General features: G+C 73.1%; 28 protein-coding genes and 1 pseudogene. 18 read left to right on the plus strand and 11 right to left on the minus strand.

Features of this window, described 5'->3' with window-relative positions; all coding sequences use genetic code 11:
* The first annotated feature begins 121 nt into the window (after positions 1–121).
* The 3 genes and pseudogenes from AB0F15_RS40085 (at position 122) to AB0F15_RS40095 (ending at position 3,200) form a co-directional block, all read left to right on the plus strand.
* The gene (locus AB0F15_RS40085) at positions 122–1,390 is read left to right on the plus strand and encodes a helix-turn-helix domain-containing protein (RefSeq protein WP_360282228.1); all 1,269 of its coding nucleotides are present in this window, start codon (positions 122–124) and stop codon (positions 1,388–1,390) included.
* 562 nt (positions 1,391–1,952) lie between these two features.
* Positions 1,953–2,066 (plus strand): annotated as a pseudogene (locus tag AB0F15_RS40090) (proprotein convertase P-domain-containing protein); the annotation flags it as partial.
* A gap of 201 nt (positions 2,067–2,267) precedes the next feature.
* Positions 2,268–3,200: a chitinase gene (locus AB0F15_RS40095; protein ID WP_360282230.1), complete on the plus strand. Its 933-nt coding sequence runs from the start codon at positions 2,268–2,270 to the stop codon at positions 3,198–3,200.
* A 29-nt stretch (positions 3,201–3,229) separates the two neighbouring features.
* Here AB0F15_RS40095 and AB0F15_RS40100 read toward each other — a convergent pair whose 3' ends face one another.
* Together AB0F15_RS40100 and dapE are read right to left on the minus strand one after the other, a co-directional pair.
* Positions 3,230–4,030 carry a DUF3152 domain-containing protein gene (locus AB0F15_RS40100; RefSeq protein ID WP_360282232.1) on the minus strand — a complete coding sequence of 267 codons (801 nt, stop codon included), beginning with the start codon at positions 4,028–4,030 and terminating at the stop codon, positions 3,230–3,232.
* 145 nt (positions 4,031–4,175) lie between these two features.
* A complete protein-coding gene (gene dapE / locus AB0F15_RS40105) occupies positions 4,176–5,246 on the minus strand; it encodes a succinyl-diaminopimelate desuccinylase (RefSeq protein WP_360282234.1) in 1,071 nt (356 codons plus the stop codon).
* A gap of 23 nt (positions 5,247–5,269) precedes the next feature.
* Between dapE and AB0F15_RS40110 the strand changes: the two genes are divergently transcribed.
* From AB0F15_RS40110 to AB0F15_RS40120, 3 genes are read left to right on the plus strand one after another with little or no spacing between them, the layout of a single operon-like run.
* The gene (locus tag AB0F15_RS40110; RefSeq protein ID WP_360282236.1) at positions 5,270–5,701 is read left to right on the plus strand and encodes a hypothetical protein; all 432 of its coding nucleotides are present in this window, start codon (positions 5,270–5,272) and stop codon (positions 5,699–5,701) included.
* A 28-nt stretch (positions 5,702–5,729) separates the two neighbouring features.
* Positions 5,730–6,713, plus strand: a complete 984-nt coding sequence (gene dapD / locus AB0F15_RS40115; protein WP_360282238.1) for a 2,3,4,5-tetrahydropyridine-2,6-dicarboxylate N-succinyltransferase — start codon at positions 5,730–5,732, stop codon at positions 6,711–6,713.
* 27 nt (positions 6,714–6,740) lie between these two features.
* On the plus strand, positions 6,741–7,685 hold the full coding sequence (locus AB0F15_RS40120; protein ID WP_360282240.1) for a CHAD domain-containing protein: 945 nt from the start codon (positions 6,741–6,743) through the stop codon (positions 7,683–7,685).
* 42 nt (positions 7,686–7,727) lie between these two features.
* On the opposite strand, the gene AB0F15_RS40125 is transcribed toward AB0F15_RS40120, so the two are convergent.
* On the minus strand, positions 7,728–9,140 hold the full coding sequence (locus AB0F15_RS40125; protein WP_360282242.1) for an FAD-dependent monooxygenase: 1,413 nt from the start codon (positions 9,138–9,140) through the stop codon (positions 7,728–7,730).
* Between the two features lie 81 nt (positions 9,141–9,221).
* On the opposite strand from AB0F15_RS40125, the gene AB0F15_RS40130 reads away from it, so the two are divergent.
* Positions 9,222–9,839, plus strand: coding sequence for a TetR/AcrR family transcriptional regulator (locus tag AB0F15_RS40130; RefSeq protein ID WP_360282244.1), 618 nt, complete (start codon positions 9,222–9,224; stop codon positions 9,837–9,839).
* On the opposite strand, the gene dapC is transcribed toward AB0F15_RS40130, so the two are convergent.
* The 3 genes from dapC to AB0F15_RS40145 form a co-directional block, all read right to left on the minus strand.
* The gene (gene dapC / locus AB0F15_RS40135) at positions 9,833–10,924 is read right to left on the minus strand and encodes a succinyldiaminopimelate transaminase (RefSeq protein WP_360282246.1); all 1,092 of its coding nucleotides are present in this window, start codon (positions 10,922–10,924) and stop codon (positions 9,833–9,835) included. The two genes, AB0F15_RS40130 and dapC, sit on opposite strands and share 7 nt — an antisense overlap.
* On the minus strand, positions 10,921–11,241 hold the full coding sequence (gene fdxA, locus AB0F15_RS40140) for a ferredoxin (RefSeq protein WP_103344199.1): 321 nt from the start codon (positions 11,239–11,241) through the stop codon (positions 10,921–10,923). Before fdxA ends, dapC begins: the two co-directional genes overlap by 4 nt.
* A 109-nt stretch (positions 11,242–11,350) precedes the next feature.
* Positions 11,351–11,533, minus strand: a complete 183-nt coding sequence (locus AB0F15_RS40145; RefSeq protein WP_360282248.1) for a hypothetical protein — start codon at positions 11,531–11,533, stop codon at positions 11,351–11,353.
* 59 nt (positions 11,534–11,592) lie between these two features.
* Between AB0F15_RS40145 and AB0F15_RS40150 the strand changes: the two genes are divergently transcribed.
* The 7 genes from AB0F15_RS40150 to AB0F15_RS40180 are packed head-to-tail and all read left to right on the plus strand — an operon-like array spanning position 11,593 to position 16,296.
* Positions 11,593–12,360: a GNAT family N-acetyltransferase gene (locus tag AB0F15_RS40150; RefSeq protein WP_360282250.1), complete on the plus strand. Its 768-nt coding sequence runs from the start codon at positions 11,593–11,595 to the stop codon at positions 12,358–12,360.
* Positions 12,357–13,346 (plus strand): 2-phospho-L-lactate transferase, encoded by a 990-nt coding sequence (cofD, locus tag AB0F15_RS40155; RefSeq protein WP_360282252.1) that lies wholly within the window; start codon positions 12,357–12,359, stop codon positions 13,344–13,346. Before AB0F15_RS40150 ends, cofD begins: the two co-directional genes overlap by 4 nt.
* Positions 13,339–14,676, plus strand: coding sequence for a coenzyme F420-0:L-glutamate ligase (locus tag AB0F15_RS40160; protein ID WP_360282254.1), 1,338 nt, complete (start codon positions 13,339–13,341; stop codon positions 14,674–14,676). Before cofD ends, AB0F15_RS40160 begins: the two co-directional genes overlap by 8 nt.
* The gene (locus AB0F15_RS40165) at positions 14,673–15,218 is read left to right on the plus strand and encodes an NUDIX hydrolase (RefSeq protein ID WP_360282256.1); all 546 of its coding nucleotides are present in this window, start codon (positions 14,673–14,675) and stop codon (positions 15,216–15,218) included. The genes AB0F15_RS40160 and AB0F15_RS40165 overlap by 4 nt, the downstream gene beginning before the upstream one ends.
* Positions 15,219–15,245: 27 nt before the next feature.
* Positions 15,246–15,707 (plus strand): hypothetical protein, encoded by a 462-nt coding sequence (locus AB0F15_RS40170; protein WP_360282258.1) that lies wholly within the window; start codon positions 15,246–15,248, stop codon positions 15,705–15,707.
* On the plus strand, positions 15,704–16,069 hold the full coding sequence (locus tag AB0F15_RS40175) for a GntR family transcriptional regulator (protein WP_360282260.1): 366 nt from the start codon (positions 15,704–15,706) through the stop codon (positions 16,067–16,069). The genes AB0F15_RS40170 and AB0F15_RS40175 overlap by 4 nt, the downstream gene beginning before the upstream one ends.
* Positions 16,070–16,080: 11 nt before the next feature.
* A complete protein-coding gene (locus tag AB0F15_RS40180; RefSeq protein WP_360282262.1) occupies positions 16,081–16,296 on the plus strand; it encodes a hypothetical protein in 216 nt (71 codons plus the stop codon).
* A 9-nt stretch (positions 16,297–16,305) separates the two neighbouring features.
* Here the strand turns inward: AB0F15_RS40180 and AB0F15_RS40185 are convergent, their stop codons facing one another.
* A complete protein-coding gene (locus tag AB0F15_RS40185; protein ID WP_360282264.1) occupies positions 16,306–17,202 on the minus strand; it encodes a DNA-3-methyladenine glycosylase 2 family protein in 897 nt (298 codons plus the stop codon).
* A 3-nt stretch (positions 17,203–17,205) separates the two neighbouring features.
* Positions 17,206–18,294, minus strand: coding sequence for an NDP-sugar synthase (locus tag AB0F15_RS40190; RefSeq protein ID WP_360282266.1), 1,089 nt, complete (start codon positions 18,292–18,294; stop codon positions 17,206–17,208).
* A gap of 141 nt (positions 18,295–18,435) precedes the next feature.
* Between AB0F15_RS40190 and AB0F15_RS40195 the strand changes: the two genes are divergently transcribed.
* Positions 18,436–18,888, plus strand: coding sequence for a hypothetical protein (locus AB0F15_RS40195; RefSeq protein WP_360282268.1), 453 nt, complete (start codon positions 18,436–18,438; stop codon positions 18,886–18,888).
* On the opposite strand, the gene AB0F15_RS40200 is transcribed toward AB0F15_RS40195, so the two are convergent.
* From AB0F15_RS40200 to AB0F15_RS40210, 3 genes are all read right to left on the minus strand, one after another.
* Positions 18,885–19,742: a glycosyltransferase family 2 protein gene (locus AB0F15_RS40200; RefSeq protein ID WP_360282270.1), complete on the minus strand. Its 858-nt coding sequence runs from the start codon at positions 19,740–19,742 to the stop codon at positions 18,885–18,887. The two genes, AB0F15_RS40195 and AB0F15_RS40200, sit on opposite strands and share 4 nt — an antisense overlap.
* 67 nt (positions 19,743–19,809) lie before the next feature.
* On the minus strand, positions 19,810–20,940 hold the full coding sequence (locus tag AB0F15_RS40205; RefSeq protein ID WP_360282280.1) for a glycosyltransferase family 1 protein: 1,131 nt from the start codon (positions 20,938–20,940) through the stop codon (positions 19,810–19,812).
* Between the two features lie 95 nt (positions 20,941–21,035).
* On the minus strand, positions 21,036–22,112 hold the full coding sequence (locus tag AB0F15_RS40210) for a glycosyltransferase family 1 protein (protein WP_360282272.1): 1,077 nt from the start codon (positions 22,110–22,112) through the stop codon (positions 21,036–21,038).
* Positions 22,113–22,121: 9 nt separating this feature from the next.
* On the opposite strand from AB0F15_RS40210, the gene AB0F15_RS40215 reads away from it, so the two are divergent.
* The 3 genes from AB0F15_RS40215 to AB0F15_RS40225 are packed head-to-tail and all read left to right on the plus strand — an operon-like array spanning position 22,122 to position 26,683.
* Positions 22,122–23,057: a glycosyltransferase family 2 protein gene (locus AB0F15_RS40215; RefSeq protein ID WP_360282274.1), complete on the plus strand. Its 936-nt coding sequence runs from the start codon at positions 22,122–22,124 to the stop codon at positions 23,055–23,057.
* A 34-nt stretch (positions 23,058–23,091) separates the two neighbouring features.
* Positions 23,092–25,605: a glycosyltransferase gene (locus tag AB0F15_RS40220; protein WP_360282276.1), complete on the plus strand. Its 2,514-nt coding sequence runs from the start codon at positions 23,092–23,094 to the stop codon at positions 25,603–25,605.
* Positions 25,598–26,683, plus strand: a complete 1,086-nt coding sequence (locus AB0F15_RS40225) for a glycosyltransferase family 1 protein (protein WP_360282278.1) — start codon at positions 25,598–25,600, stop codon at positions 26,681–26,683. The genes AB0F15_RS40220 and AB0F15_RS40225 overlap by 8 nt, the downstream gene beginning before the upstream one ends.
* Positions 26,684–26,786 lie beyond the last annotated feature (103 nt).

Raw genomic sequence — 26,786 nt, forward strand, 5'->3', positions numbered from 1 at the left:
CGCGCCGCGCGGTGGGGGGGCGGTCTGGCGCCCCGCCGGCGCGTGCTGTGGGGGGCCGCGGGGGGGGGGAACCCCCCCCCGCGCGGCTTACCCTGGACACTCCCGGCGGAAAGGCACCTGCGTGAGCGAGACCGTCGGCGAACGCCTGCGTGAGCTGCGCACCGAACGCGGCCTCACGCAGCGCCAGCTCGCCGGACCGCAGTACTCCGCGGCGTACGTGTCGTCGGTCGAGACCGGCGCGCGGACGCCGTCGGGGGACGCGCTGCGGTTCTTCGCCCAGCAGCTCGGCGTCGACCCCGACGAGCTGCTGGGCGGCCGGTCCCCGCGCGAGCTCATCGAGCTCGACCTCGAGCTGATCGAGACGGCGGACCGGTTCCTGGCCGGCGACGCCCGCCGCGCGACCCCGCGGATGCAGCGGATCCGGCGCCGCGCCGAACGCCTGGACCGGCCGCGGCAGGCCGGGATCGCGCTGCTGTGGCTGGCCGGGTACTCGACCGGTGACGTCCGCACGAAGTACGTCGCGGACGCCGAAACGGCCCTGTCGGGTGAGCCGCCGCCGGTGCGGGCGATGGTCGTGCCGCTGCGCGCGGCGGTGCTGACCGCCTGGGGCGAGGTGCAGTATTCGGTGCACCTGCTGGAAACCTGCCACGCCGAGCTGCTGCGCGACGGCTACCCGCAGCCGTCGATGCTGCTGACGCTGCGCGCCTGCCTGGCCGAGCGGCACCTGTGCCAGGGCGACCTGGAGCGGGCGGCCGAGTACGCCGGCTCGGCGTTGCGGCTCAGCCGCGGCGGCCCGGCGGTGCTGGCGGAGCTGACCCGCAGCCACGTCGAGGTGTGCCGCAGCCACCTGGCGGCGGACCGGTTCGCCGACGCCGCCGCGTCGGTCGCCGCGGCCTACGACCTGATGCAGGAACGGGCCCTGCACCCGGCGATGGCTTACTGCCTGCTGGCCAGGGCCCGGGTCCGCGGCCGGTCAGGGGACGCCGAAGGGGCACTGGCCGACCTCGGGGCGGCGCGGGAGACGGCGTGGCCGGACGACGTCCCGGCCATCACCGTCGAGCTCGCCGGGGAGTACCTCGCGGCGGGCCGGCTGGAGACGGCGTCGGCGCTGCTCGAGCAGGTCCGCGCCGGCCGGCACCTGGCGGGCACGGCGCTGGCCGCGGAGCTGCGGCTGCAGCTGGGTTCGCTGGCCAGGGCCCGCGGTGACGCCCGGCGCGCGGCGGCGGACCTGCGGGCCGCCGTCGAGCTCGCCACCGCGCTGGGTGCCCGCGGGGTGCTGATCCGCGCGCTGCGGCCGTTGAGCGAGCTGCTCGCCGAGACCGGGAACCGGGCGGAGGCGGCGGACGTGCTGCGCAACGGGCTGATCGCGCTGGGCGCGGAAGCCGGCTGAACCGATTCCTAAGCGGTACTAACGAATCCCGATGATCGAGATCGTCCGGCGTTCGGATGGTGTCGCCGGCAATCCCTACGAAAGTCGGTCCGGCGCGAAACGTGGGGAGAATCCCCTGCTGCGGCGGGGTTTGTACGAATTGATTCGATAGTCCGGAACGTGCCGTTGGTCCGTTCGGCGCATTGACGCCCCGATCCGCCGATCCTTTACTCGGATGCGTCCGGACGCATACCTGCTGTTGACACCCCGGACACGTCTCCCCCTTTCCCTTACCGGACCTCGATTCTGCCTTCATGGAAGGAAGACCTCGATGACCCATCGTGGGTTCAGCACGGGCTTGGCGGCCGCCGCCGGGTTCGCCATGACGCTCGCGTTACCGGTGACCCCGGCGAGCGCAGCGTCCGCAGCACAGCCCGCCGCTCCGGAAGCCGCCGCCCGGGCCGCCGCCACCGCGCGCGCTCAACTGGCCACTGTGGACAGTGTGAGCACCCCGGAGAAGGTGGTGCTGGGCGGGGCGAGCCCGAAGCTGGCCTACGAGGTCGTCGTCACCGAGCGCACCGCCACCTACACCGTCAACGCCTCTTCGGAAGCCGCCAACGGCACCTGGAAACTCCAGATCAAAGACGTCGGCCCCGCCGACACCGGCTACCTCACCTCCTGGACCCTCACCCTCTAGAACACCAAAAAACGCCACTTTCACGTGAAAGTGGCGCCCCGGCAATTTGTCTAGACCACCACCCGTTCGTAGGTAGTCACCGGTTCCCCGCGGCGCTTATGTTGGGCGGACACGCCGCGTTCGCCCTTCAACGACGATGGGAGCCGGTATGAAAAACCGTTGGCTCGGAACCCTTCTGGCCGCTCTCCTGGCCGTCCCGCTGTGCGCGCCGGCAAGGTCCTCCAGGGGTACTGGGAGAACTGGGACGGCGCCGCGAACGGCGTCCACCCCGGCCTGGGCTGGATCCCGATCACCGACAGCCGGATGGCGCAGCACGGCTACAACGTCGTCAACGCCGCGTTCCCGGTGATACGCTCCGACGGCACGGTGCTGTGGGAGAACGGGATGGACGCCGGCGTGAAGGTGCCGACACCCGCCGAAATGTGCGCGGCGAAGGCCGCGGGCGCGACGATCCTGCTGTCCATCGGCGGCGCGGCCGCCGGGATCGACCTGTCGTCGGCGGCGGTGGCCGACCGGTTCGTCGCCACGGTCGTGCCGATCCTCCAGCAGAACAACTTCGACGGGATCGACATCGACATCGAGACCGGGCTGACGAACAGCGGCAGCATCAAGACGCTCTCGGCGTCGCAGGCCAACCTGATCCGCATCATCGACGGCGTGCTCGCGCGGATGCCGGCCGGCTTCGGGCTGACGATGGCGCCCGAAACCGCGTACGTGACCGGCGGCAGCATCACCTACGGCTCCATCTGGGGCGCGTACCTGCCGATCATCAAGAAGTACGCGGACAACGGCCGGCTGTGGTGGCTGAACATGCAGTACTACAACGGAAGCATGTACGGCTGCTCCGGCGATTCGTACCAGGCCGGGACCGTGCAGGGCTTCACCGTGCAGACGCAGTGCCTGAACCAGGGCCTGGTCGTGCAGGGCACGACGATCCGCGTCCCCTACGACAAGCAGGTCCCCGGCCTGCCCGCCCAGCCCGGGGCGGGCGGCGGGTACCTGTCGCCGAGCCTGGTTTCCCAGGCCTGGCGCTCGGTCCCGGGCCTGAAGGGCCTGATGGACTGGTCGATCAACTGGGACGGCTCGAAGGGCTGGACGTTCGGCACCAACGTCAAGTCCCTGCAGGGCCGCTGACCGGCCGTCAGCGGTCAGGCCGTCAGCGGTCAGGAGTCGCCCGCCGGGATCGGGTCGTCGTACTCGCCCGGCGGGCCCGCGTACTCGCGCCCGTCCGGGAACGGCCACGGGTTCGGGACGCAGCCGTGGAGCCCGAGCGTCTGCTGCTCCATCACCGGCGCGGGCCGGCCCGCGCCGGGGCACAGCTCGTGGCCCTGCCCCAGCCGGTGCCCGGTCTCGTGGGTCACCATGTACTGCCGGTAGACCTCGAGCGGTGCGCCGTAGCCCGGCACGGCGTTGGCCCAGCGGGCGACGTTGAGCACGACGTTGCTGCCGTTGCGGCACGAGGTGTAGCCGTCCGGTGTGCCGCCGCAGAGCTTGTCGCGGCTGGCCGGCGTCGCCAGGTAGATCGTGAAGTCGGCGCCGTCGCCCGGCCCGGCCTGCTGCAGCCGCCACTGGCCGCCGGCGGTCCAGCCGCGCGGGTCGCCGAGGATGGCGCGGATGCTGCGGGCGAAGTCCGCCGGTCCGACGCCGTCGATGTCGGTCTCCACGGCGATCCGGTAGCGCAGCAGCCTGCCCCGGGTGCCGGCCACCTCGTCGCTGCCCGGGGTGAACATCCACTGACCGGACCCGGTCTGCGGGAAGGTGATGGCGACCTCGACCGGCGCGGCCTGCGCCACGGGCTCCCGTTCGGCAGGCGGCGGCGCGATCGAAGTGGCGTCACCGATGTCCGTGAGGACCGGACCGGCTGCCGGCGCGGCGACGGGCTGCCTCTCACAGGCGGCCACGGCCCCGCACACCGCCAGGGCGAGCACGGCTGCGGCCGTGGCCCGTCTCGCGGTTTTCGGCATGGGTCCTCCCGGGGTGCGGCGTCACCACGACATACGGGCCGCAGCCGGGAAAAGTTTCGGTGACCTGCGGTGGCGGAGCGTCACCGCAGCTCAGCGCCCACGAGTGTGACGACCGCCACTATCCGCCCGGCCGGCACCGGAGAACTCAGCTCAGGAGCGTGCGGAGCACCTCGGTGACCTGGCGGATCTCCGTGGTCCGGACGTGCTCCTGCTTCGTGTGCGCCAGCGTCGGGTTGCCCGGGCCGAAGTTCACCGCCGGCATGCCCCGCGCCGCGAACCGCGCGACGTCGGTCCAGCCCAGCTTCGCCGCCGCACGGCCACCCGCCGCCGCCACCAGTTCCGCCGCCGCCGGGGCGGCCAGGCCCGGCAGCGCACCCGGCGAAAGGTCCACAACGGACAGTGCGAAACCGTCGAACACCTCCCGCAGGTGACGCGCGGCCGCCGCCGCGTCACGATCCGGGGCGAACCGGTGGTTGACCGTCAGCACCGCCGCGTCCGGGACGACGTTGCCGGCCACGCCGCCGTCGACCTTCGTGGCCTGGAGGCCTTCGCGGTAGGTCAGCCCGTCGATGTCCACGATCCGCGGCGTGTACTCCGCCAGCCGCCGCAGCGGCTCCGCGAGCGCGTGGATCGCGTTCTCCCCCATCCAGGCCCGCGCGGTGTGCGCGCGCGTCCCGGTGCAGCGCAGTTCGACGCGCATGGTGCCCTGGCAGCCGGCTTCGATCACGGCGTTCGACGGCTCACCGACGATCGCCAGGTCACCGGCCAGCCACTCCGGCAGCTCGCGCTCGATCCGGCCGAGGCCGTTCTTGACCGCTTCGACCTCTTCGTTGTCGTAGAAGACGAAGGTGACGTCGTGCTTCGGCTCCGGCAGCGTCGCGGCGAGGTGCAGGAAGACCGCGTCGCCGCCCTTCATGTCGACCGTGCCGAGGCCGTGCAGGACCTCTTCGGCACCGGAGCCTTCGCGCCGCGAAGGCAGGTTGCCGTTCTCCGGCACGGTGTCCAGGTGCCCGGCGAGCACGACCCGCGACCCGCGGCCGAGGTTCGTCCGCGCGAGGACGGCGTCACCGTTGCGGACGACCTCGAGGTGCGGCGCCTGCGCCCGCAGCGCGTCCTGCACCGCGGTGGCGATCTCGGCCTCGGCGCCGGACACGCTGAAGATGTCCACCAGCGCCGCTGTCAGGTCCACGGGGTCGGCGTGCAGGTCGAGACTCATGCCTCGCACGCTACCGTGGGGGTGTGCGTAGGTTTCCGGTCGCCATGGGCGGCGCGTTGCTGGTCCTGGTGCTGTCCGGCTGCGGGACCGAAGCCGGGCCGGCACCGAAGCCGCAGGCAGGCGAGCCCGGCCCGGACGCGCTCCCGACGAAGCTGGACGCGCTGACCGTGGACCAGTGCTACGGGAGCCCGCGCACCCAGCTGCCGAAGGGCTGCGAGAAGTACGTCACCGAGGTCGCCAACGTGCCGGGTGCGGCCCGCAAGCGCGCGGCCGACCGCGATCCGCAGCTGGTCACCGAAGCCGGCAAGCTGGAGCAGGCCGTCGGGGCGTTCCGCGGCGCGGGCTGCACGACCGTCCCCGCCGCCGGTGGCCCCTGCACGCAGGCGCTGGTCGACATCGCCGCCGCCCTTTCGGGGCTGAAGAAGCAGGTAGACGCCCGGCCCACGAGTGGTTGATCCGCGTCACTCCACTACGGTGAGGGCCGTGAGCGAGCAGAGCCCGAACCCCGAAACGACCGGCGCCAGCGGCGTCGGGCTGGCCACCGTCGCGACCGACGGGACGGTCCTCGACACCTGGTACCCGCACCCGAAGCTGATCGAGAACGGCACCGCCGGCACCGAACGCCTGAGCGCGGACGAGGCCGGCGAGGTCCTCGGCGAGGCCGCCGCGGCACTGCTCGGCCCGGACGCCGGCCGCGGGGTCGAGGTCGTCGCCGTCCGCACCACGATCGGCAGGCTGGCCGACGCCCCGGCCGACACGCACGACATGTACCTGCGGCTGCACCTGCTCTCGCACCGGCTGGTCCGGCCGCACGGCCAGAACCTCGACGGCATGTTCGGCCTGCTGGCGAACGTCGTGTGGACCAACCACGGCCCGTGCCCGGCCGAGGGCTTCGAGGCGACCCGGCTGCGGCTGCGGGCGCGCGGCCCGGTGACCGTCTACAGCGTCGACAAGTTCCCGCGCATGGTCGACTACGTCCTGCCTTCGGGTGTGCGGATCGGGGACGCCGACCGCGTCCGGCTCGGCGCGCACCTGGCGTCCGGCACGACCGTGATGCACGAGGGCTTCGTCAACTTCAACGCCGGCACGCTCGGCGCGTCGATGGTCGAGGGCCGGATCTCGGCCGGTGTGGTCGTCGGCGACGGCTCGGACGTCGGCGGCGGCGCGTCGATCATGGGGACGCTCTCGGGCGGCGGCAAGGAGACGATTTCCCTCGGCGAGCGCTGCCTGATCGGCGCGAACGGCGGCGTCGGGATCTCGCTGGGCGACGACTCGGTCGTCGAGGCGGGGCTGTACGTGACGGCGGGCACGAAGGTCGTCGTCGAGGGCAAGGTCGTCAAGGCCCGCGAGCTCAACGGCATCTCGGGCGCGGTGTTCCGCCGCAACTCGGCGACCGGCGCGGTCGAGGTCGTGCCGCGGACCGGCGCCGGGGTCGAGCTGAACGCGGCGCTGCACGCCAACGACTGAGGGCGATCGGTCGCCTACCATCCAGGGGTGACCACCGGATCGTTGCCTCGCCGCCCGCCCACCCCGGCTGAGCTGGGCCTGCCGGACGCGCCGGTCGAAGCGCGCCCGGCCGACCCGGCGGCCCACCACGTGCGGGCCAAGCTCGACCGGGAGATCCGCGCGCTGCTCGCGTACGAGCCGGGCACGCGCTCCGGCGTGGACCCCGAGGACCTGCACCAGATGCGCGTCGCCCTGCGGCGGATGCGCAGCGTGCTGAAGCTGTCCGGCGAGCTGGTCGGCGACGGCGCCGAACCAGTGCGCGCGGAGCTGGGCTGGCTCGGCCAGTCGCTCGGCGAGGTGCGCGACTTCGACGTCCTGATCGGGCACCTGCGCGAGGTCATCGCGGATTTCGAGGTCCGCGACCAGGCGCCCGGGCGCCGTCTCGTGTCGAAGTTCGTCAGCGAACGCACCGCGGCGAAACGGCGGCTGACCCGGGCGCTGTCGAGCGCCCGCTACTCGACGCTGCTGCGGGAGGTCAGCCTCCTGGCGCGCGACGGCTCGCCGGGCGCGGCGGCGGAGAAGCCGCACGACCTGATCGCCGGGCTGGCGAAGCCGCACCGCAAGCTCGCCAAGGCCGTCCGCGCCCTGCCCGCCGACCCGCCGGACGACGACCTGCACGCCCTGCGCATCCACGGCAAGAAGCTGCGCTACGCCGCCGAGCTGGCCCAGACGTCGGCGAAGAAGAAGCAGGTCGCGCGGATCAAGAAGCTGCTCAAGGCGACGAAGGACTTCCAGACGGTGCTGGGCGACCACCAGGACGCGGTGCTCGCGGCCGAGCGGATGCGCACGGTGCTGGAGGTGGCGGACGCCGAGGTCGGCTTCGTCGCCGGCCGGATCGCCGAGCGCGAGCTGGGCCGCCGGGCCGAGGCCCGCGCAACCTGGCGGGATTCCTGGGCGGCGGTCGACGCGGCCGCCCAAGCCCTCCACGCCTGACCGGTCGTGAGTGGTAATTCGGGTTCTAACCCTCGTTACCACTCACGAGCCGGAGATCGACCAGACGTACCCGTCCGGCCGGATGAGCACCCGCCGCCCAGCTTCGGCTTCGTACGCCGCGTACGCGTGGCCGCCTTCGTCGACCAGGTCCGTTCCCGTCGCCACGCTCCCCGCCGGCAGGATCCGGTACCCCGGCGTCTCGCCCGCCCCGAACAGCAGCTCCGTCGCGTGCGGGCCGCGGAACAGCTCGAACAGCCGCACCCGCTTGCCGTTCGCGTCGGCCAGCGGGGCGTCCGGCGCGCGGTCGCCCGGCTGCAGCCCGCCCGTCCCGGCCGGTGACAGCGGGCCGCCGCGGTAGGTGATGTTCAGCTGGTTCGTCTCCTCGCCGCGGTGGTGGGCGTCGTCGTCCCCGTCGACGTACTTCTGCAGGATCCCGGCCGTCACCCCGAGCACCCTGGCCGCAACCGTCCGCCGCTCGGTTTCGTAGCTGTCCAGCAGCTCCGGTGCCCCGTCCGCGAGCTTCCAGCCCAGGTTGTAGCCGTCCTGGACGCCGGTGTTCAGCCCCTGCCCGCCCGTCGGCGGGTGGACGTGCGCCGCGTCGCCGGCCAGGAACACCCGGCCGTCGCGGAAGCGGGCCGCCAGGCGGACGTTCGGCCGCCACACCGTCGACCAGGCCAGGTCGGTCAGCTTGACCGTGCCGCCGCTCACCGCGTCGAGCCGGGACTGGACCGCCGGCAACGCCGTCTCGACGTCGGTCTCGCCGTCGCCGAGCGCCGCGCCGAACTGGAAGTGCGGCGTGCCCGGCAGCGGGCTGAACGACATGCCGCTCATCGGCTCGTCCGGGGTCGCGAACCAGTGGCCGTAGTTCCGGTCGAGTTCGTCGGCCCGGACGTCGCCGAGCAGCATCCGGATCGACTCGTCGGTCGTGCCCTCGAACGCGATCCTCAGCGCCTTGCGCACGAAGCTCTTGCCGCCGTCCGCGCCGACCAGGTACTCAGCGCGGACGGTCTCCCCCGTGCTCAGCGTCGCCGTGACGCCGTCGGCGTCCTGGTCGAAGCCGGTGAGCGCGGTCGCGAGCTCGACGCGCACGCCGAACTCGGCCAGCCGGTCGCGCAGGATCCCCTCGGTCTGCGACTGGCCCAGGAACCAGCCGGTCGCGTACGGCCGCGACGGCGTCGGCTCGACCGGGTCGAACATCATCCGCTCACCCACCACCTCGCCGCCGAGGTGGATCTTCATCGGCACCGGGGCCATGCCCGCGGCCAGCACCGCGTCGAGCACGCCCAGGTCCTCGAACACCTCCAGCGTGCGCGGCTGCAACCCGTCGCCTCGCGAGCCCACGAAGTACGTCTCGGCCTTGTCGATGATCCGCACGGCGACGTCCCGCCGCGCCAGCTCGATGGCCAGCGTCAGCCCGGTCGGTCCCGCTCCCGCGATCAGCACCCGTGTGTCCATGTCGCCCTCTCGATGAATTTGAATTCAGTGAATCTAAATTCAGAATGACGCTGCTAGCGTCCCGTGTCAAGGGAGGTGGCGATGACGGCGACGAGCCGCAAGGAAAAAGCCGCGGAGACCGAGGTCGCGCTCAAGGCCGCGGCCAAGCGCGTGTTCGCCCGGAAGGGCTACCTGAACACGAAGATCACCGACATCACCGCCGAGGCGGGCCGGGCCGCGGGGTCGTTCTACAACCACTTCGCGGGCAAGGAAGAGCTGCTCGAAGCGCTCATGGCCGACATCGCGGCGTCCGGCGACGAGAGCGCCGACAGCGAGGACCACCTGACCGACTTCAGCGACCCGGCGGCCGTGCGCTGGCACGTCCGGCAGTACTGGACCTTCTACCGGGAGAACGCCGCGACCATGCTGGCGCTGCGCCAGGCGGCGATGGTCAGCGAGTCGTTCGCGCGCACGCTCGCGCAGTTCGGCGCGTCCCAGGCCGCCGACCTGGACGACCACCTCGCGCACATCACCCGCGCCGGGCTGAAGCTGCCCACGACGCCGGACCGCTGCGGGATGCTGATGTACAACCTCGTCGACGCCTTCGCGGCGACGTGGCTGCACGGCTCACCGCCGGACTGGACGCCACCGACCGACGACGAGGCGGTCGAGCTGCTGACCCGGTTCGTCTACCGGGGGCTCACCGGCCGGGACTACTGAGTCAGCCGCTCCACGGCGGCGTCGACGCGCTCGTCCGTCGCGGTCAGCGCGACCCGGACGTGCTTGCCGCCCTTCGGGCCGTAGAACGTCCCCGGCGCGACCAGGATCCCGCGCTCGGCGAGCCAGCCGAGCGTGGTCTGCGCGTCCTCGTCCCTGGTGGCCCAGAGGTAGAGCCCCGCTTCGGAGTGGTCGATGCGGAAGCCGTTGTCCAGCAACGCTTTGCGCAGGACGAGCCGGCGGCGCGCGTAGCGCTCGCGCTGGACGTGCAGGGCCTCGTCGTCGGTCAGCGCGGCGACCATCGCCTCCTGGACCGGGCGCGGCACGATCATGCCCGCGTGCTTGCGGATTTCCAGCAGCTGCTTGATCAGGCGCGGGTCACCGGTCAGGAACCCGGCGCGGTAGCTGGCCAGGTTCGCCGACTTCGACAGCGAGTGCACCGCGATCAGCCCGTCGGTCCGGCCGTCGCAGACGCCCGGGTGCAGCACCGACAGCGGATCGGTCTCCCAGCCCAGCGCCAGGTAGCACTCGTCCGAAACCACGACGACGTCCCGCTCGCGGGCCCACTCGACGACCTTGCGCAGGTGCTCGACGGGCAGCACCTGGCCGGTCGGGTTGGACGGCGAATTCAGCCAGATCATCGCCGGCTTCTGCGGCCCGAGCGCGGTCAGGCCGTCGGTCCGCAGGATCGACGCGCCCGCCAGCAGCGCACCGACCTCGTACGTCGGGTAGGCCAGCTCCGGGATGACGACGACGTCGCCGGGACCGAAGCCGAGCAGCCGCGGCAGCCAGGCCACGGCTTCCTTGGACCCGATCGTCGGCAGCACGGCGTCCGGCTCGATGCCGTCGACACCGTGGCGCCGCGCGAGCGCCCCGCGCGCGGCTTCCCGGAGGGCCGGGATGCCGTGCGTGGTCGGGTACCCGGGGATCTCCGAGACCGACGCGAGCGCCTCGCGGATGCCGGCCGGGACCGGGTCGACCGGGGTGCCGATGGAGAGGTCGACGACCCCGCCGGGATGCGCCTGCGCCGTGGCCTTGACCTCGGCGAGCGAATCCCAGGGGAAGTCGGGCAGCGCGACCGGGCTCATTCGCCCTGCGGGGGCAGCGCCTTGATGAAGGCCGGGTCGTGGGCCGTCTTGCCGACCTTGGACGCGCCGCCGGGCGAGCCCAGCTCGTCGAAGAAGTCGACGTTGGCCTTGGTGTAGTCCGACCAGGTGTCCGGGACGTCGTCCTCGTAGTAGATCGCCTCGACCGGGCAGACCGGCTCGCAGGCGCCGCAGTCGACGCACTCGTCCGGGTGGATGTACAGCATCCGCTCGCCCTCGTAGATGCAGTCCACGGGGCACTCGTCGATACACGCCTTGTCGAGCACGTCGACGCAGGGCTCGGCGATCACGTAGGTCACTGCGCACTCCTGCTTTTCTCTGCAAACAGCCAGTCGGTGCCGACACTACGCGGTTCGGGCACCCGTTCGGTCGGTGAGGCAAGCCTTAGCCATACCCGGGGTATGGCGCTCACTTCGGCCGGCGGCGCGGGCCCGGGGTGGCCCGGGCGTCGCCGGTGATGACGAAGCGCGGCTTGGGTGCTTCGTCCGTGTCACTTTCGGTCTTCTTCTCCCCCACAGCTCGGTTGAACCCTTCGGCGATCTCGTCGACGACCTTCTCGCTGTGCCGCTCGTCCTTGCGCTGGATACCCACGGGCACCTCCTGAAGTAATCCGCTCCCGCGACTCTCACCGCCTCCGTCACAATCTAGCGGTGAACGCCCCCGAACGGCTCGAACTCACGTGCAGCAGAGCATGGCCACCACTGGTGGTGAAACCCCTAGGTGAGTGGTCTCTGCGCTGGGCGGGCGGGTTCACCGGCCGTGCGAACAGCGCACTCGCCGTCGGGGACGCCGGCCACCCGGTCGGCGACGCCCTGGAAGCGGCGTGTGACTTCGCCCACGATAGGGGGACCGCCCCGATGGTCCAGGTGGTCCGGGACAGCCCGAACGAACGAGCGATCGCGGCCGCCGGCTGGGTACCGGCGACCGGGCACGGCGCCGGGCACGAAGTCGCCGTCCTCACGAAGCGGCACTTTCACGTGAAAGCTCCGCCCCCAGGTGGTCGCTTTCACGTGAAAGTGGCGGACGAGCCGGGGGTCGGCTGGTGGGGACTCACGCTGCGCGCCGGCGAGGACTCCCCCGCCGCGCGGCAGGTCCTGGCCGGCGGGAAGGTCGGCTACGGTGTCGCGACGCTCGACGGTGCCGTCGCCGGTGCCGTCCGCGGCGCGCTGGTCGACGGCTGGCTGCACGTCGCGCGCCTCGAGGTCACCCCCGCTTTCCGCCGCCGTGGGCTGGCGTCGGCGCTGATGGGCGCCGTGCAGACCTGGGGTGCGGAACACGGGGCGGACCGCGCGGTGTTGCAGGTGGCGGAGCGGAACTCGGGCGCGCTCGCGCTCTACGCGGGGCTCGGCTACGCCCCGCACCACAGATACCGGTACTGGGTGCCTGCACCCGGCTCGTGCGAGGATTCGACGTCGTGAAGATCGTGGTAGTGGTCGGTGGAGTGGGCGGGGCCCGCTTCCTGCTGGGTGTCAAGGCAGCACTGGGCATGGCACCGGAAGGTGCTTCGGAGTCTCCGCACGAGGTGACGGCGCTGGTCAACACCGGCGACGACGTCTGGATGCACGGGCTGCGGATCTGCCCGGACCTGGACACCTGCATGTACACCCTGGGCGGCGGGATCGACTCCGAACGCGGCTGGGGGCACTCGGGCGAGACCTGGGTCGTCAAGGAGGAGCTGGCGGCCTACGGTGCCGAGCCGAGCTGGTTCGGCCTCGGCGACAAGGACATCGCCACCCACCTGATCCGGTCGCGGATGCTGCGCGCGGGCTACCCGCTGTCGGCGGTGACCGAGGCCCTGTGCGACCGCTGGCAGCCGGGTGTCCGGCTGCTGCCGATGTCCGACGACCGGGTCGAGACGCACGTCGTGATCGACGACCCGGAGCAGGACGGGCAGCAGAAGGCCGTCCACTTCCAGGAGTGGTGGGTGCGCTACCGCGCCGAGCCGAAGGCGCACTCGATCGTCGCGGTCGGCAACGACGAGGCCAAGCCCGCGCCCGGCGTGCTGGAGGCGATTTCCGGCGCCGACGCCGTGCTGTTCGCGCCGTCGAACCCGGTGGTCTCGGTGGGCACCGTGCTGGGCGTGCCCGGCGTCCGGGACGCGTTGCGCAAGACCTCGGCGGGTGTCGTCGGGGTGTCGCCGATCATCGGCGGCAAGGCGCTGCGCGGGATGGCCGACGCCTGCCTGACCGCGATCGGCGTCGAGACGTCCGCGGAGGCGGTGGGCCGGCACTACGGCTCCCGCCGGGACGGCGGCGTGCTCGACGGCTGGCTGATCGCGGACGGCGAGACGGCCGACGTGCCGGGCGTGACCGTCCGCGACGTGCCGCTGCTGATGTCCGATGTGGACGCGACCGCGGCGATGGCCCGCGCCGCCCTCGACCTCGCTGGAGCCCCCGTTGAATGACCACGCCTCCCCCAAGCTGGAGATCCTGCCCGTCACGGGACTGCCGGAGTTCCGGCCCGGCGACGACCTGACCGGCGCGATCGTGGCCGCCGCGCCGTGGCTGCGCTCCGGCGACGTGCTGGTGGTGACCAGCAAGATCGTGTCCAAGGCCGAGGGCAGGCTCGTCCGCGTGCCGTCGGACCCCGAAGCCCGCGACGCCGAACGCCGGAAGCTCGTCGAGCAGGAGGCCGTGCGGATCGTCGCGCGGATCGCGCGCACGGTGATCACGCAGAACCCGCTCGGCATCGTGCAGGCCGCGTCCGGCATCGACGCGTCCAATGTGGCCGGTGACGAGGTCGCGCTGCTGCCCGCCGATCCGGACGCTTCGGCGCTCGCGCTGCGCAACGGGCTACGGGAACGGCTCGGCGTCGAGGTCGCCGTCGTCGTCACCGACACCATGGGCCGCGCCTGGCGGGTCGGGCAGACCGACGCCGCCATCGGCTCGTCCGGGCTGCGCGTGCTGCACGCCTACCGCGGGCAGATCGACGGGCAGGGCAACGAGCTCGCCGTCACCGAGGTCGCCGTCGCCGACGAACTCGCCGCGGCCGCCGACCTGGTCAAGGGCAAGCTGGGCGGGACGCCGGTCGCGGTCGTGCGCGGGTTCTTCCCCGAGGACGACGGTTCGTCGGCACGGGACCTGGTCCGCCCGCTGGAGGAGGACCTCTTCCGGCTGGGCACCAACGAAGCCATCGCGCAGGGGCGGCGCGAGGCCGTCCCGGCCCGGCGGTCGGTGCGGCAGTTCGCGGACGAGCCGGTCTCCCCCACCTCGATCCGGCGGGCGGTCGGCTCGGCGCTGACCGCCCCCGCGCCGCACCACACGCACCCGGTGCGGTTCGTCTGGCTGCGGGACGCCGGCGTCCGGAAGAAGCTGCTCGACGCGATGCGCGAGTCGTGGCTGGCCGACCTGACCGGCGACGACTTCACGCCGGAGCAGATCGCGAAGCGGCTCAGCCGGGGCGACATCCTGTACCGCGCCCCGGAAGTCGTCATCCCGTTCCTGGTGCCGGACGGCGCCCACACCTACCACGACGACCGGCGCAACGACTGCGAGAAGAAGATGTTCACCGTCGCCGGCGGCGCCGCGGTGCAGGGTCTGCTGGTCGCGCTGGCCGCCGAGGGCCTGGGTTCCTGCTGGATCGGGTCGACGATCTTCGCCGCCGACGTCGTCCGCGAGGTCCTCGGCCTGGACGAGCGCTGGCAGCCGCTGGGCTCGGTCGCCATCGGCGTCCCGCTTTCCGAGCCGGCCCCGCGGGGACCGGCCCTGGCCGGGGAAGGACTGCTGGAGCTGTGAGCCTGCACGCCGACGCCGTCGCGACACTCGATTCGTGGCGGCCTGCCGTGGCTTCCCAGGAGTCGCTGCGGCAGGCGTTCCTCGGTTTCCTGGCCGCGCGGGAGGACAGCTGTCAGCGGTCCTGTGCGGCCGGGCACGTGACGGCGTCGGCGGTGGTGCTGGACCACACCGGCACCCGGGTGCTGCTGACGCTGCACCCGCGGGTCGGGCGGTGGCTGCAGCTCGGCGGCCACTGCGAGCCGTCGGACGCGTCGCTGGCCGGGGCGGCGCTGCGGGAAGCCACCGAGGAGTCCGGCATCGACGGGCTGCGTCTTTCCGCGGAGCCGGTCCACCTGGACGTCCACCCGATCACGTGCTCGCTGGGCGTGCCGACGCGGCACTTCGACGTCCGCTTCGCGGTGCACGCCCCGCCGGGCGCTTCGCCGGTGCGGAGCGCCGAGTCCGACGACCTGCGCTGGTGGCCGGTGAACGCGCTGCCAGCCGGCTCGGAAGATCTGGCTGATCTGGTGAAAGCGGCCGTTCCTGTCGGTGCCGGGCACTAATCTGGGACGCGGACAGGGAGGGACCACATGGCTACGCAGTTCCCCGAGCGGGTGCACATCCATTCCGGTGGCGGTGGCGGTGGCGACGGGGTGTTCGGCTACATCGTCGTCGGTTTGCTGATCCTGGCGATCATCGTGTTCGTGATCGTGGTGGCGGTGCGGGTGGCGAAGATGCGCCGCGAAGAAGCGATGAAGAACGGCGGGCAGCTCCCGCCGAACCCGGGTTTCCCGCCGCAGCAGGGTTTCGCGCCGCAGCAGCAAGGTTTCGCGCCGCCTTCGCCGGGGTTCGCGCCGCCGCAGGGTTATTCGCCGCCATCGCAGGGATTCGCGCAGCCGGGGACTTCGCCATCGCAGCCGGGGTACCCGCCTGCGCAGGGGTTCGCGCAGCAGCCGGGCTACCCACCCGCGCCGCAGCAGTACGCGCCGCAGGGGCCGTCGTTCCCGCAGCAGCCGCTGCCGGGCCCGGGAGCGGGTCCGCAGAGCTGGTGATCGTCCCCTTCGACAGCAGCTCCCCGGTCCCGCCGTTCGAGCAGGTCCGGTCCGGGCTCGCGACGCGGATCAACGACCGGAGCCTGGCCGTCGGCACGAAGCTGCCCACGGTCCGGCAGCTCGCGGCCGACCTGGGCATCGCCCCGAACACGGTGGCGCGGGCGTACCGCGAGCTCGAGGAAGCGGGACTGATCGAGACGCGCGGCCGCGCGGGCAGCTTCGTGGCGGCGGCCGGCGACCAGAGCCGCCGCCGCGCCCAGCAGGCCGCGGCCGAGTACGCCAAAACCACCCGCAGGCTCGGCCTCGACACCGCCGAAGCGCTGTCGATCGTCCGCGCCGCACTCGACGAGGGGCCGAACTGACTGTGTTGAGCGTGCTGTCACTGCTGATCATCCTGCTGTTCCTCGCGGGCATCGCCGGAGTCGTGCTGATCGTCGTCAAGGCGAGCAGGCCGAAGCAGCCGCCGCCCCCGCCGTACCCGCCGCAGTACCCGGGCTACCCGCCGCCGGGTTACCCGCCGCAGCAGGGCTACCCGGGTCAGCAGCCGCCGTACCCGCCGCCGCCGGACGGCTATCCCCCGCGGCAGTAGCCGGGAGCCTCACATCGCGCGGTAGTCGCGCAGCTCGATCCGCGGCCCGAACCGAGGCCGCGTGTGCCCGGCCGCCTCGAGGTAGCGCACCGCCCGCTGCCGCTGCGGCGCGTACGGCGCCAGCACCTCGGCCATCCCCGCGTCGTCGAGTTTCGTGCCCAGCACGGCGTTCCCGACCATCGACGGGATGTTGTAGTCGCCGAAGCTCACCGCGTCCGGATCACCCCAGGCGCGCTGGGCGATCTCCGCCGCCGTCCACACGCCGATGCCCGGTACCTGGCGCAGCCAATGCCGTCCCTGGAGCCCGCGCAGCTCCACCGCCCGCTCCAGGTGGGACGCGACCCGGGCCGCGTTCAGCAGGGCCGTCCGGCGCTTGATGTCGACGCCCGCGCGGTGCCAGTGCCAGTCCGGCAGCGCCCGCAGGGCCGCCGGGGACGGCGGCACGCGCAGCCGTTCCGGCCCCGGCCCGGGCGCCGCCGCACCGAACCGGCGGCACAGCTCGGCCCACGACCGGATCGCTTCCTTGCCGGTCACCTTCTGCTCCAGCACGGCGAGCACCAGCCAGTCCCACACCACCCCGGTCGCGCCGAGCCGCAGCCCCGGGTTGGCGCGCCGAGCCCGCGCGACGACGTCGTGGTGCGCGACGAAGCCGGAGTCGTCGTCGTTCGCGCCGAGCAGCGCCGGGACGCCGCTGAGCAGGCGGTCCTTGCCGTCGCCCCAGGCCGCGGCCTCGATGCGGCCATCGGGGTACCTGCGCAGCGCCAGCGTTCCGGGGCCGTCGGGGGTGTTCGACGCGAGCCAGGTGATGCCGCGCTCGTCGGTGAGGATGTTGAGCGACCCGCGGCCGCGCTTCAGCGGACCCAGGACCCGGCCCAGGTCGACCTCGAACGCGGGACGCCAGAACATCGGCTAAGCGTCGCTCGAGAAGCGGATGGATCCGTCGGGCAGGACGACGTCGGGCCAGACGCGGGCGCCGTCCAGGAGCTCGCAGCCGGCGCCGACGGACACGCCGTCGCCCAGCACCACGCCGCGCAGCACAGCGCCGGCGCCGACGCGCGCGCCGTGCCCCAGCACCGAGCGTTCGACGATCGCGCCCTCGGAGACGGCCGCGCCGTCGAACAGGACCGAGCCGTCGATCTTCGCGCCCGAGCCGACCACGGCGGCGACGCCGATCGTCGAACCCCCGCTCAGCTGGGCGTCCTCCGCCACCGACGCGCCGTCGAGCACCAGGAAGTCGCCGGGGCGGCCGGGCAGCGCCGTCGTCGGCGCCAGGCCCCGCACGAGGTCGGCGGAGCCGCGCACGAACGCTTCCGGCGTGCCGACGTCCAGCCAGTAGGACGCGTCGACGAAGCCCTGGATGTGCGCGCCCTGCTCCAGCAGCTGCGGGAACGTCTCGCGCTCGACCGACACGCGGCGGCCCGCCGGGATGGCCTCGATCACCGAGCGGCGGAAGACGTAGCAGCCGGCGTTGATCTGGTCGGTCGGCGGGTTCGGCGTCTTCTCGAGGAACGCCTGGACCCGCCCGGTCTCGTCGGTCGGCACCGACCCGAACCGGCTCGGGTCCGGCACGCGCTGCAGGTGCAGCGTGACGTCGGCCCGGGAGTCGCGGTGCACCTGCAGCTGCTCGCCGAGGTCCGCGCCGGAGAGGATGTCGCCGTTGAAGACGATCACCTGCTCGGCGCGCAGCTTGTCGTAGACGTTCCGGATGGCACCGGCGGTGTCGAGCGGCTCCTCCTCGACCACGTACTCGAGCTCGAGGCCGATCGACTTGCCGTCGCCGAAGTACTGCTCGAACACCTCCGCCCGGTAGCTCGTGCCGAGCACCACGTGCCGGATGCCGGCCTCGCGGATGCGGGAGAACAGGTGACTCAGGTACGGCGTCCCCGCGGTGGGGAGCATCGGCTTCGGCGCCGACAGCGTCAATGGCCGGAGGCGCGTGCCCTTGCCCCCGACCAGCACGACGGCGTCGACAGCGTCGGTTCGGACCTCGGACGTCACGGAAATCTCCTCTATTATCACGCACCGCTGAGCGACAAGCCGCGGGAAACCCTGACGGAGGTCGCCCCGAGGGCCTACCCTAGACAGGAAACAGGCGGGCCTTTCCCCAGAGGGCCCCGGGTCAGTCGGGAGGCCGAGGGGATGGACCCCCGCGATCGGGCGGACGCCCTGCTCGCACGAGCCCAAGCACGGGGTGTGTTCGTCGTGACACCCGACAGCGCGACGTCACCGATGGACTCGTCGAACACCCAGCAGATCCCGCGCGCGCAGATCGACGGGCTCGACCGCAGCCAGGATCCCGACACGACCACGCAGCTGCCGGCGTCGCTGATCGAGGAGAACGACCACCCGCTGGCCGGCTCGTCGCCGACCCGCCGGCTGGAGGTCCCGGGCGGCCGCCGCCCGCAGCAGACCACGCCGCTGAGCACGCCGTCGCCGACCACGCCGATGCCGACCCCGCTGTCGCGCCGGCCCCAGGCCGAGCCGATCACGAGCCCGCTGAAGGAGCCCGATCCGGAGGACACCGGCCTGGTGCCGACGGTGACGCACAACATCGGCAAGTCCGACCTTTCGCGCCGGCTCGACGGGATCTAGCGGGTCTCCAGCTTCAGCCGGAGCGCCAGGCCGAGCTTGACGGCGGCCAGCACCGGCTTCCAGGCGAACCCCTGGTGACGGTCGGCGAGGTAGCGGTAGGCGCTGGCGTGGTGGGCGGCGAGCATCTTCTTCGACGCCTGCGACGTCGAGTGCCCGCCGAGGTGCATCACACCGGCGGAGGGCACGTAGACGTTCAGCCAGCCGGCCTTGCCCAGCCGGTCGCCGAGGTCGACGTCCTCGAAGTACATGAAGTACCGCGAGTCGAAGCCGCCGACGGACTCGAACGCCTCCCGGCGCAGCAGCAGGCACGAACCGGACAGCCACTCCGCGACGCGCTCGGCGGGTGTGCCGGTTTCCTGCCGGTACTGCCGGGTCCACGGGTTGCCGGGCCAGACCTTGCCGAACGCGGCGTGCCCGATCCCCCGGCCGAAGGAGGGCAGCAGCCGCGCGGACGGGTAGACGGTCCCGTCGAGCTCGTGGATCAGCGGCCCGAAGGCGCCCCCGCGCGGCCACCGCTTCGCGGCGTCGAGCAGCGCGTCGAGCGACCTGGGCTCCCATTCGAGGTCCGGGTTGGCGATGACGATCCAGCCGTACCGGTCGTCCAGTTCGGCGACCCCGCGGTTGCAGCCGGTCCCGTACCCGACGTTCTCCCCGATGCTGAGCAGGTGCACGTTGGCGCGCTTCGCGGCTTTCTCGGGGGCGCCGTCGGTGGAGACGGTGTCGGCCACGACCACCTGCACCGCGCGCTCGGTGGCCTTCTCGAGGGTGTCGAGAAAGCGCTCGAGGGTGTCGCCGGAGAAGTACGTCACGGTCACGACGCCGAGTTCGTCGCCGTAGCGGGAAGGCTCAGTCACCCGGTCATTGTCCACTCGTCACCCAGCGCAACCCCGCCACCCCGCCACCCGTCCGGCCGGGCGGGCGTCAGCGGGTGCGGAGGTGGCGGGACCAGGCCTTGGCGTACGCCTCCCGGTGCCGCTCGGCGGTCGTCGCCCAGGAAAACTCCTTCGCGCGCTGCTGAGCCGCCGTCGCCAGCTCGGCCCGGCGGCCCGGGTCGGCCAGCAGCTCGCTGATCGCCGCCGCGACGTCGCCCGCTCCCACGCCGCAGTACGCCACCGCGTCGCCGCCCACCTCCGGCAGTGACAGCCGACGCGTGGTCAGCACGCACGCGCCGCACGCCATCGCCTCCAGGACCGGCAGCCCGAACCCCTCGCCCAGCGACGGATAGGCGACGAGCGAAGCGCCGCCCAAGAATCCCGCCAGCGTGCCGAACGGCAGGTAACCCGCCCGGATGACGCGCAGCCGGTGCGGGACGGCGTCCAGTGCCCGCTCCACCTGCGTGTCCCACCCCGGCTGGCCGGCCAGCACCAGCGCCGGGGCGTCCGGGCGGCCGGCGACCGCGCGGGCGAACCCGCGGATCAGCGCCGGCACGTTCTTGCGCGGCTCCAGCGCACCCAGGAAAGCCACGTACGGTGTCCGCCCCAGTCCGACAGCCGCGCGCGCCGCCGCGACCTCCGCGGGGGACGGCGGGTGGAAGCGCTCGGTGTCGACGCCGTGGTGGATGATCTCCAACCCCGCGTGCCGCACCGTGCCGATGCGGGCCAGCTCCGTGGCCGTCGCCGCCGAGGGCACCACGCACAGCGTCGCGCGCCGCAGCGCGGTCGCGGTCCACGCCCGGAAGAACCGGGCCTTGACCGAGGAGTGCAGCACGGCGTCGGTGAAGAACGTCGCGTCGTGCAGCGTGACGACCGACGCGGCCGACGTCGCGAGCGGCATCGTGTAGTGCGGTGAGTGGACGACGTCGGCGCCGAGGCGGCGCACCAGCCGCGGCAGGGTCGCCTGTTCCCAGGTCAGCCGGGCGGTGCGGGTGGTCGTCGCCGGCGAAGCGGGCACGACGCGCGAACGCGGCGCCAGCCGATCGTAAAGCTGCAGGTCGCGCGGCTGGCAGACGACGGTGATGGGTGCTCCGTCCGCGTCGAGGGCGGCGACGAGCGAATCGACGTACCGGCCGACCCCGCCGCGGTCCGCGGGAACCGCGGTCGCGTCGATCAGCACCCGGGGGTCATCGCTCACCCCTGCAGGGTACGGCGGGGCCCCTTCGCCATGGTGAGGAACTGGCAAACCGAGCAGGTGAGGCCGGTGCGCGGCCCTCAGTCGTGCACCCGCCGGTGGATCGCCCAGACGGCTTCCGCCGCGCGACGCCAGGTGAAGCCCCTCGCGCGCTCCCGCCCCGCCCGGACCAGTCCCGCCGCCATCGACGGCGACCCCAGCACCTCGCGCAGCGCCTTCGCCATCGCGGCCGCGTCACCGCGGGGCACCACGATCCCGGCACCGCCCGCGACTTCGGTCAGCGCCGGGACGTCGGTGTGCACCACCGGGACGCCGGCCGCCATCGCCTCCAGCAGGCCCAGCCCGAACCCCTCGGCGAGGCTCGGCACGGCCAGCACGCTCGCCCGGCGTAACGCGGTCGCCAGCTCGGCGTCCGTCACCTTCCCCAGCACACGCAGCCGGTCCGCCGGCAGGCCGCGCTCGGCCGCCAGCGCCACCGGGTCGATGCCGCCCCAGCCCGGCTGCCCGGCCAGCACGAGCACCGTGCCCTCCAGCGCCGCGACGGCGTCGACCAGCACGTCGATGCCCTTGCGCGGCTCGATCGTGCCGACGGCCAGCACGTACCGGTCCGGGAGGTCCAGGTCGGCCGAACCGGACGGCACCCGCACGCCGTGCGGCACCACGCGCACCGGGACGTCGACGTCGATGAGCACCGCCAGCTCGTCGGCGACCGCCCGCGTGGGCACAACGAGCCCGGACGCCCGGCGCGCGGCCCGCGCGATCATCGACCGGTGCCAGCTCACCCCGCGCGCGGTGAGGGTCTCGGGGTGGGTCCACGGCACGGTGTCGTGCACGGTCACGCTGAGGGTCCGCCCGGCCGGGGCGCGCGGCGGCGCGAACGGCGTCGGCGCGTGCACCGCGTCGCCGCCGGGCCACCAGCGCAGGCCCAGCTGCCACGCGGCGACCAGCGCCCGCGGCGAGATCCGCAGCACCCGGGGGCCTTCGACGCCGGGCACGCGCGCCGCTTCCACGTCGGCGTGCCGCGCGACGACGCTGGACACCGTCCAGCCCGGCGGCGCGGTCTTCGCGAGCGTGGGGAGCAGCTCGGCCGTGTAGCGCCCGGTGCCACCGGGCACGGGCGCGAGGAGCTGCTCGGCGAGCACGACCAGTTCGGGCACGCGGCTATTGTGCGGGACGTGACCGCGAATCCCGCCACCACGGTGGTAGTCGTGACCTGGCGGGGTGCCGGGCACATCACGGCCTGCCTCGACGCGCTGGCCGCGCAGACGCGTCCACATCGGACGCTCGTGGTCGACAACGCCTCCGGCGACGGCACCGCCGCCCTGCTCGCCGCCCACCCGTCGCGGCCGCGGGTGCTCCGCCTGCCGCGCAACACCGGCTACGCGGGAGCGCTCGCCGTCGCGGCCGGCCGGGTGGAGACCCCGCTCATGGCGTGGCTGAACGACGACGCCGAACCCGCGCCGGACTGGCTCGCGACGCTGGAGGACGCGCTCGAGAAGGCGCCGCTGGCCGCCGCGGCGACCTCGCTGCTCGTGCGGCCCGACGGCACCACGCAGTCCGCCGGCGTCCGGTTGACCGCCGACGGCCACGGCGCCGACGTCACCGAGCCCGCCGGCGAAGTGTTCGGCTTCTGCGGCGGCGCGGCTCTGCTGCGCACCGACGCCCTGAAGAGCGTGGACGGCGTCCCGGCCGGATTCTTCTGCTACTACGAGGACACCGACACGGCGTGGCGGCTGCGGCTGGCCGGGTGGGACGTCGTCGCGGTGCCGGACGCCCGCGTCCGGCACGCCCACGGCGTCAGCAGCGAGCTGGGCTCACCCCTGTTCCACCGCTGGAACGAGCGCAACCGGCTGCTGATGCTGCTCCGCTGCGCGCCCCGCGAGGTTGCGGCCCGGCAGCTGGTCGGGTTCGTGGCGCTGACCGCCGTGCTGCCGCTGCGGCCGGGCCGTCCGGCCGCGGCGAACTTCCGGCCGGGCCTGCGGTGGCGGGTGCTGGCCGAGGTGGCCGCGCGGTTACCGGCCGCGTTGCTGGCCCGCCGCAAGATCAGCCGTCGCGCGGCGCTGGGCCGAGGCGCGGTCTGGGAGGCGTGGGCGGGCCTTTAAGCTTGCCCTTCGACCCGACGACGAGGAGCTGGCTTTGGCGCAGGCGGAACCGCACCCGCTCGTCTCCGTGATCGTGGTGAACTACCACGGCGCCGACGACACGATCACCTGCCTGCGCGCGCTCGCCGAGCACGACTACCCCGGGCTCGAGCTGATCTGCGTCGACAACTCGGCCGGCACCTCGGACGACGCCGCGCGCATCCGCGAGGCCGTCCCCGGAGCCCACGTGATCGAGGCCGGCCGCAACACCGGCTTCGCGGGCGGCTGCAACCTCGGCGCGAAGCACGCGAAGGGCACGGTCCTCGGCTTCCTCAACAACGACGCCCGCCCGGCGCCCGGCTGGGTCTCCGCCGCGGTCGCCGAGCTGCGCGCCCAGCCCCGCGTCGCCGCCGTGGCCAGCAAGGTCCTCGACTGGGACGGCACCGGCACCGACTTCGTCGACGGCGGGCTGACCTGGTTCGGCATGGGCTACAAGCGCCACGCCGGCTCGCCGCTGGCCGACGTCCCGGCCGCCGAGCACGAGGTCGCGAAGGACGTCCTGTTCGGCACCGGCTCCGCGCTGTTCGTCCGCGCGAGCGTGTTCGCCGAGCTCGGCGGCTTCGACGAGCGGTTCTTCATGTTCTACGAGGACGTCGACCTCGGCTGGCGGCTCAACCTCCGCGGCTGGCGCGTCCGGTACGTCCCGGAGTCGGTCGCCTACCACCGCCACCACGGCACGATGGCGTCGGTCGACGTACCGGAAACCGGCCGCGAGACGTTCCTGCTGGAGCGCAACGCCCTGGCCGCGCTGTACAAGAACCTCTCCGACGAAACCCTGGCCCGCGCGCTGCCCGCGGCGCTCGCACTGGCCGTGCGCCGGGCCACCGCCCGCGGCGAGCTCGACGCCACCCAGCTCGACCTCGAACAGGGCGTCGGCCCGATCGAAGCCGGCGACGTCGCCATCCCCCGCACCACGCTCGCCGGGCTGCTGGCGATCGACCAGTTCGTCGAACAGCTGCCGTCGCTGGCGGAGTCCCGGGCGATCGAGCAGGCCGCCCGCGTCCGCACCGACGCCGACCTGCTTCCGTTGCTGCGCAAGGCGTTGGAGCCCGCGTACCCGCTGCCGCGCTACCTGGCCGCGCACGACATCCTCGTCGAGGCGTTCGGCATCGAGAAGGCGTTCGGGCAGCGCCGGAAGATCCTGGTGCTCACCGGCGACGCGCTCGCCGAGCGGATGGCGGGCCCGGCGATCCGCGCCTGGAACATCGCGCTGGCCCTCGCCGTCGAACACGACGTCCACCTCGTCACGACCAACCCCCTCGCGACGCCGCCGCCCGCGCCGTTCCGGGTCAGCGCGGGCAAGCACCGTGAGCTGGACGCGCCGATCGCCTGGGCCGACGTCGTCATCCTGCAGGGCCACGTGCTGGAACTGGCGCCGTCGCTGAAGAAGCAGCACAGCGGCAAGATCGTCGTCGCCGACCTGTACGACCCGATGCACCTCGAACTGCTGGAGCAGGGCAAGGGCATCGCCGACGACAAGCGCGCGGCCGACCTCGCCGGCGTCACGAAGGTGCTGGACGCGCAGCTCGAACGCGGCGACTTCTTCCTCTGCGCGTCCGAGCGGCAGCGGCACTTCTGGCTGGGCCACCTCGCGGCGATGGGCCGGCTTTCCCCGCGCCTCTACGACGCCGACCCGACGACGCAGTCGCTGCTCGCGGTCGTCCCCTTCGGCCTGCCCCCGGAGCCGCCGGTGCGCACCGGGCCGGGGCTGCGCTCGTCGCTGGGCATCGGCGGCACCGACCACGTCGTGCTGTGGGCGGGCGGGGTGTACAGCTGGTTCGACCCGTTGACGCTCGTCCGCGCGATCGACCGGCTGCGGCGGAACCGCGGCGACGTCCGGCTCGTGTTCCTCGGTATGAAGCACCCGAACCCCGAGGTCGCCGAGATGGACATCGGCGCGCGGACGATCCGGCTGGCCGATTCGCTGGGCCTGACCGGCAAGCACGTCTACTTCAACGAGCAGTGGGTGCCCTACCACGACCGCCAGAACTGGCTGCTCGACGCGAACTGCGGCGTCACGACGCACTACGAACACGTCGAGACGACGTTCGCGTTCCGCACCCGCGTCCTCGACTACCTGTGGGCGGGGTTGCCCATCGTCACCACCGACGGCGACGCCTTCGCCGATCTGGTCCGAACGGAGAAGCTCGGCGTCGTCGTCCCGGCCGAAGACGACGCCGCGTTGGCCGACGCGCTCGAAAAGGCACTGTACGACGAGGAGTTCGCCGCGGGCTGCGTCGAGCGGCTCGCCGTCGTCGCCCAGCGGTTCGCCTGGCCCGAAGCGCTGAAGCCGCTGGTGGAGTTCTGCCGCGACCCGCGGCCGGCGGCCGACCGGCTGCCCGGGGCGGCGGACCTGGTGACGACGCCGGCGGTGCGCGGCCGGGCGATGCTGCGGCGGGACGTGGACCTGATCCGCGAGTACCTCGACGCGGGCGGGCCCGGTGAGCTGGCGCGGCGCGTGGGTGGCCGGGCGATCAAGGTCGCGAAGCAACGGCTCCGTCGTGGCTAGGTCCCTGAGCGTCCTCCTCGACGGCACGCCGCTGCTCGGCTCGCGCACCGGGATCGGCCGGTACACCTCCGCGCTGATCGAAGAGCTGGTGTCGATCCCGGAGGTCGACACGCGCGCCGTGGCATTCACGCTGCGCGGCTGGCGGCGGCTGCGGCACGTGCTCCCGTACGGTGCGCAGGCCCGGGGGATGCCGGTGGCGGCGCGGCTGCTGCGGATGGCGTGGCTGCGGTCGGACTTCCCGCCGGTGGAGCTGTTCGCCGGGCCGACCGACGTCGTGCACGGCACGAACTTCGTGCTGCCGGGCCGGGTCCGGGCGGCCGGGGTGGTGACGATCCACGACCTGGCCTTCTTCGACCATCCCGCGGAGCTCGCCCCGAGCGACCGTGACCTCCCGACGCTGGTCCGCCGCGGCGCGCGCCGGGCGAACGTCATCTGCACCCCGACGGCGGCGGTGGCGGACGCGGTGGCGACCCGCCTGGACGTCGACCGCGAAAAGATCGTCGTGACGCCGCTGGGCGTGAACCCGGCGTGGTTCACCGCGCGCCCCCCGGACGACGAGCGGCGGGCCCGGCTGGGGCTGCCCGCCCGGTACCTGCTGTTCGCCGGGGCCGCGGGGCCGCGGAAGGGCCTGGACTGGCTGACCCGCACGCACGACGCCGCACCGGACCTGCCGGACCTGGTGTTCGCGGGGCCGGGCCCCTTTCCGCGCGGTGCCCGGCGGAGCCAGACCGGCTATCTGTCCGATGTGGACCTGCGCACGGTGGTGGCGGGCGCGTCGGCGCTGGTGCTGCCCTCGCGCGACGAGGGGTTCGGGCTGCCGGTGCTGGAGGCGATGGCCTCGGACGTCCCGGTGGTCTGCACGGACATCCCGGCCCTGCGCGAGGTGGCGGGCGAGTGCGCCAGCCTGGTCCCGTACGGCGACGTGGACGGCCTGGCGGAAGCGCTGCGGACAGCGGTGACGGACCCGCACGCGGTGGCAACGTCAGCCTCGCGGCGCGCGCACGCGGCGAACTTCACGTGGCGCACGTGCGCGGAACTGACGGTGGGCGCCTACCGGCTGGCGTCCGGCCGACACTGAAGCGCCCCAATGTGGCCGTGGGGGGGGGTGTAGGACCCCGGGGCCCGATTTATTTGTAAGAGAAGCCAGATGAAACACATAACAAAAGTTTTTATTTGGGTTT

This window comes from Amycolatopsis sp. NPDC026612 (assembly GCF_040638285.1).
Lineage (GTDB): Bacteria > Actinomycetota > Actinomycetes > Mycobacteriales > Pseudonocardiaceae > Amycolatopsis.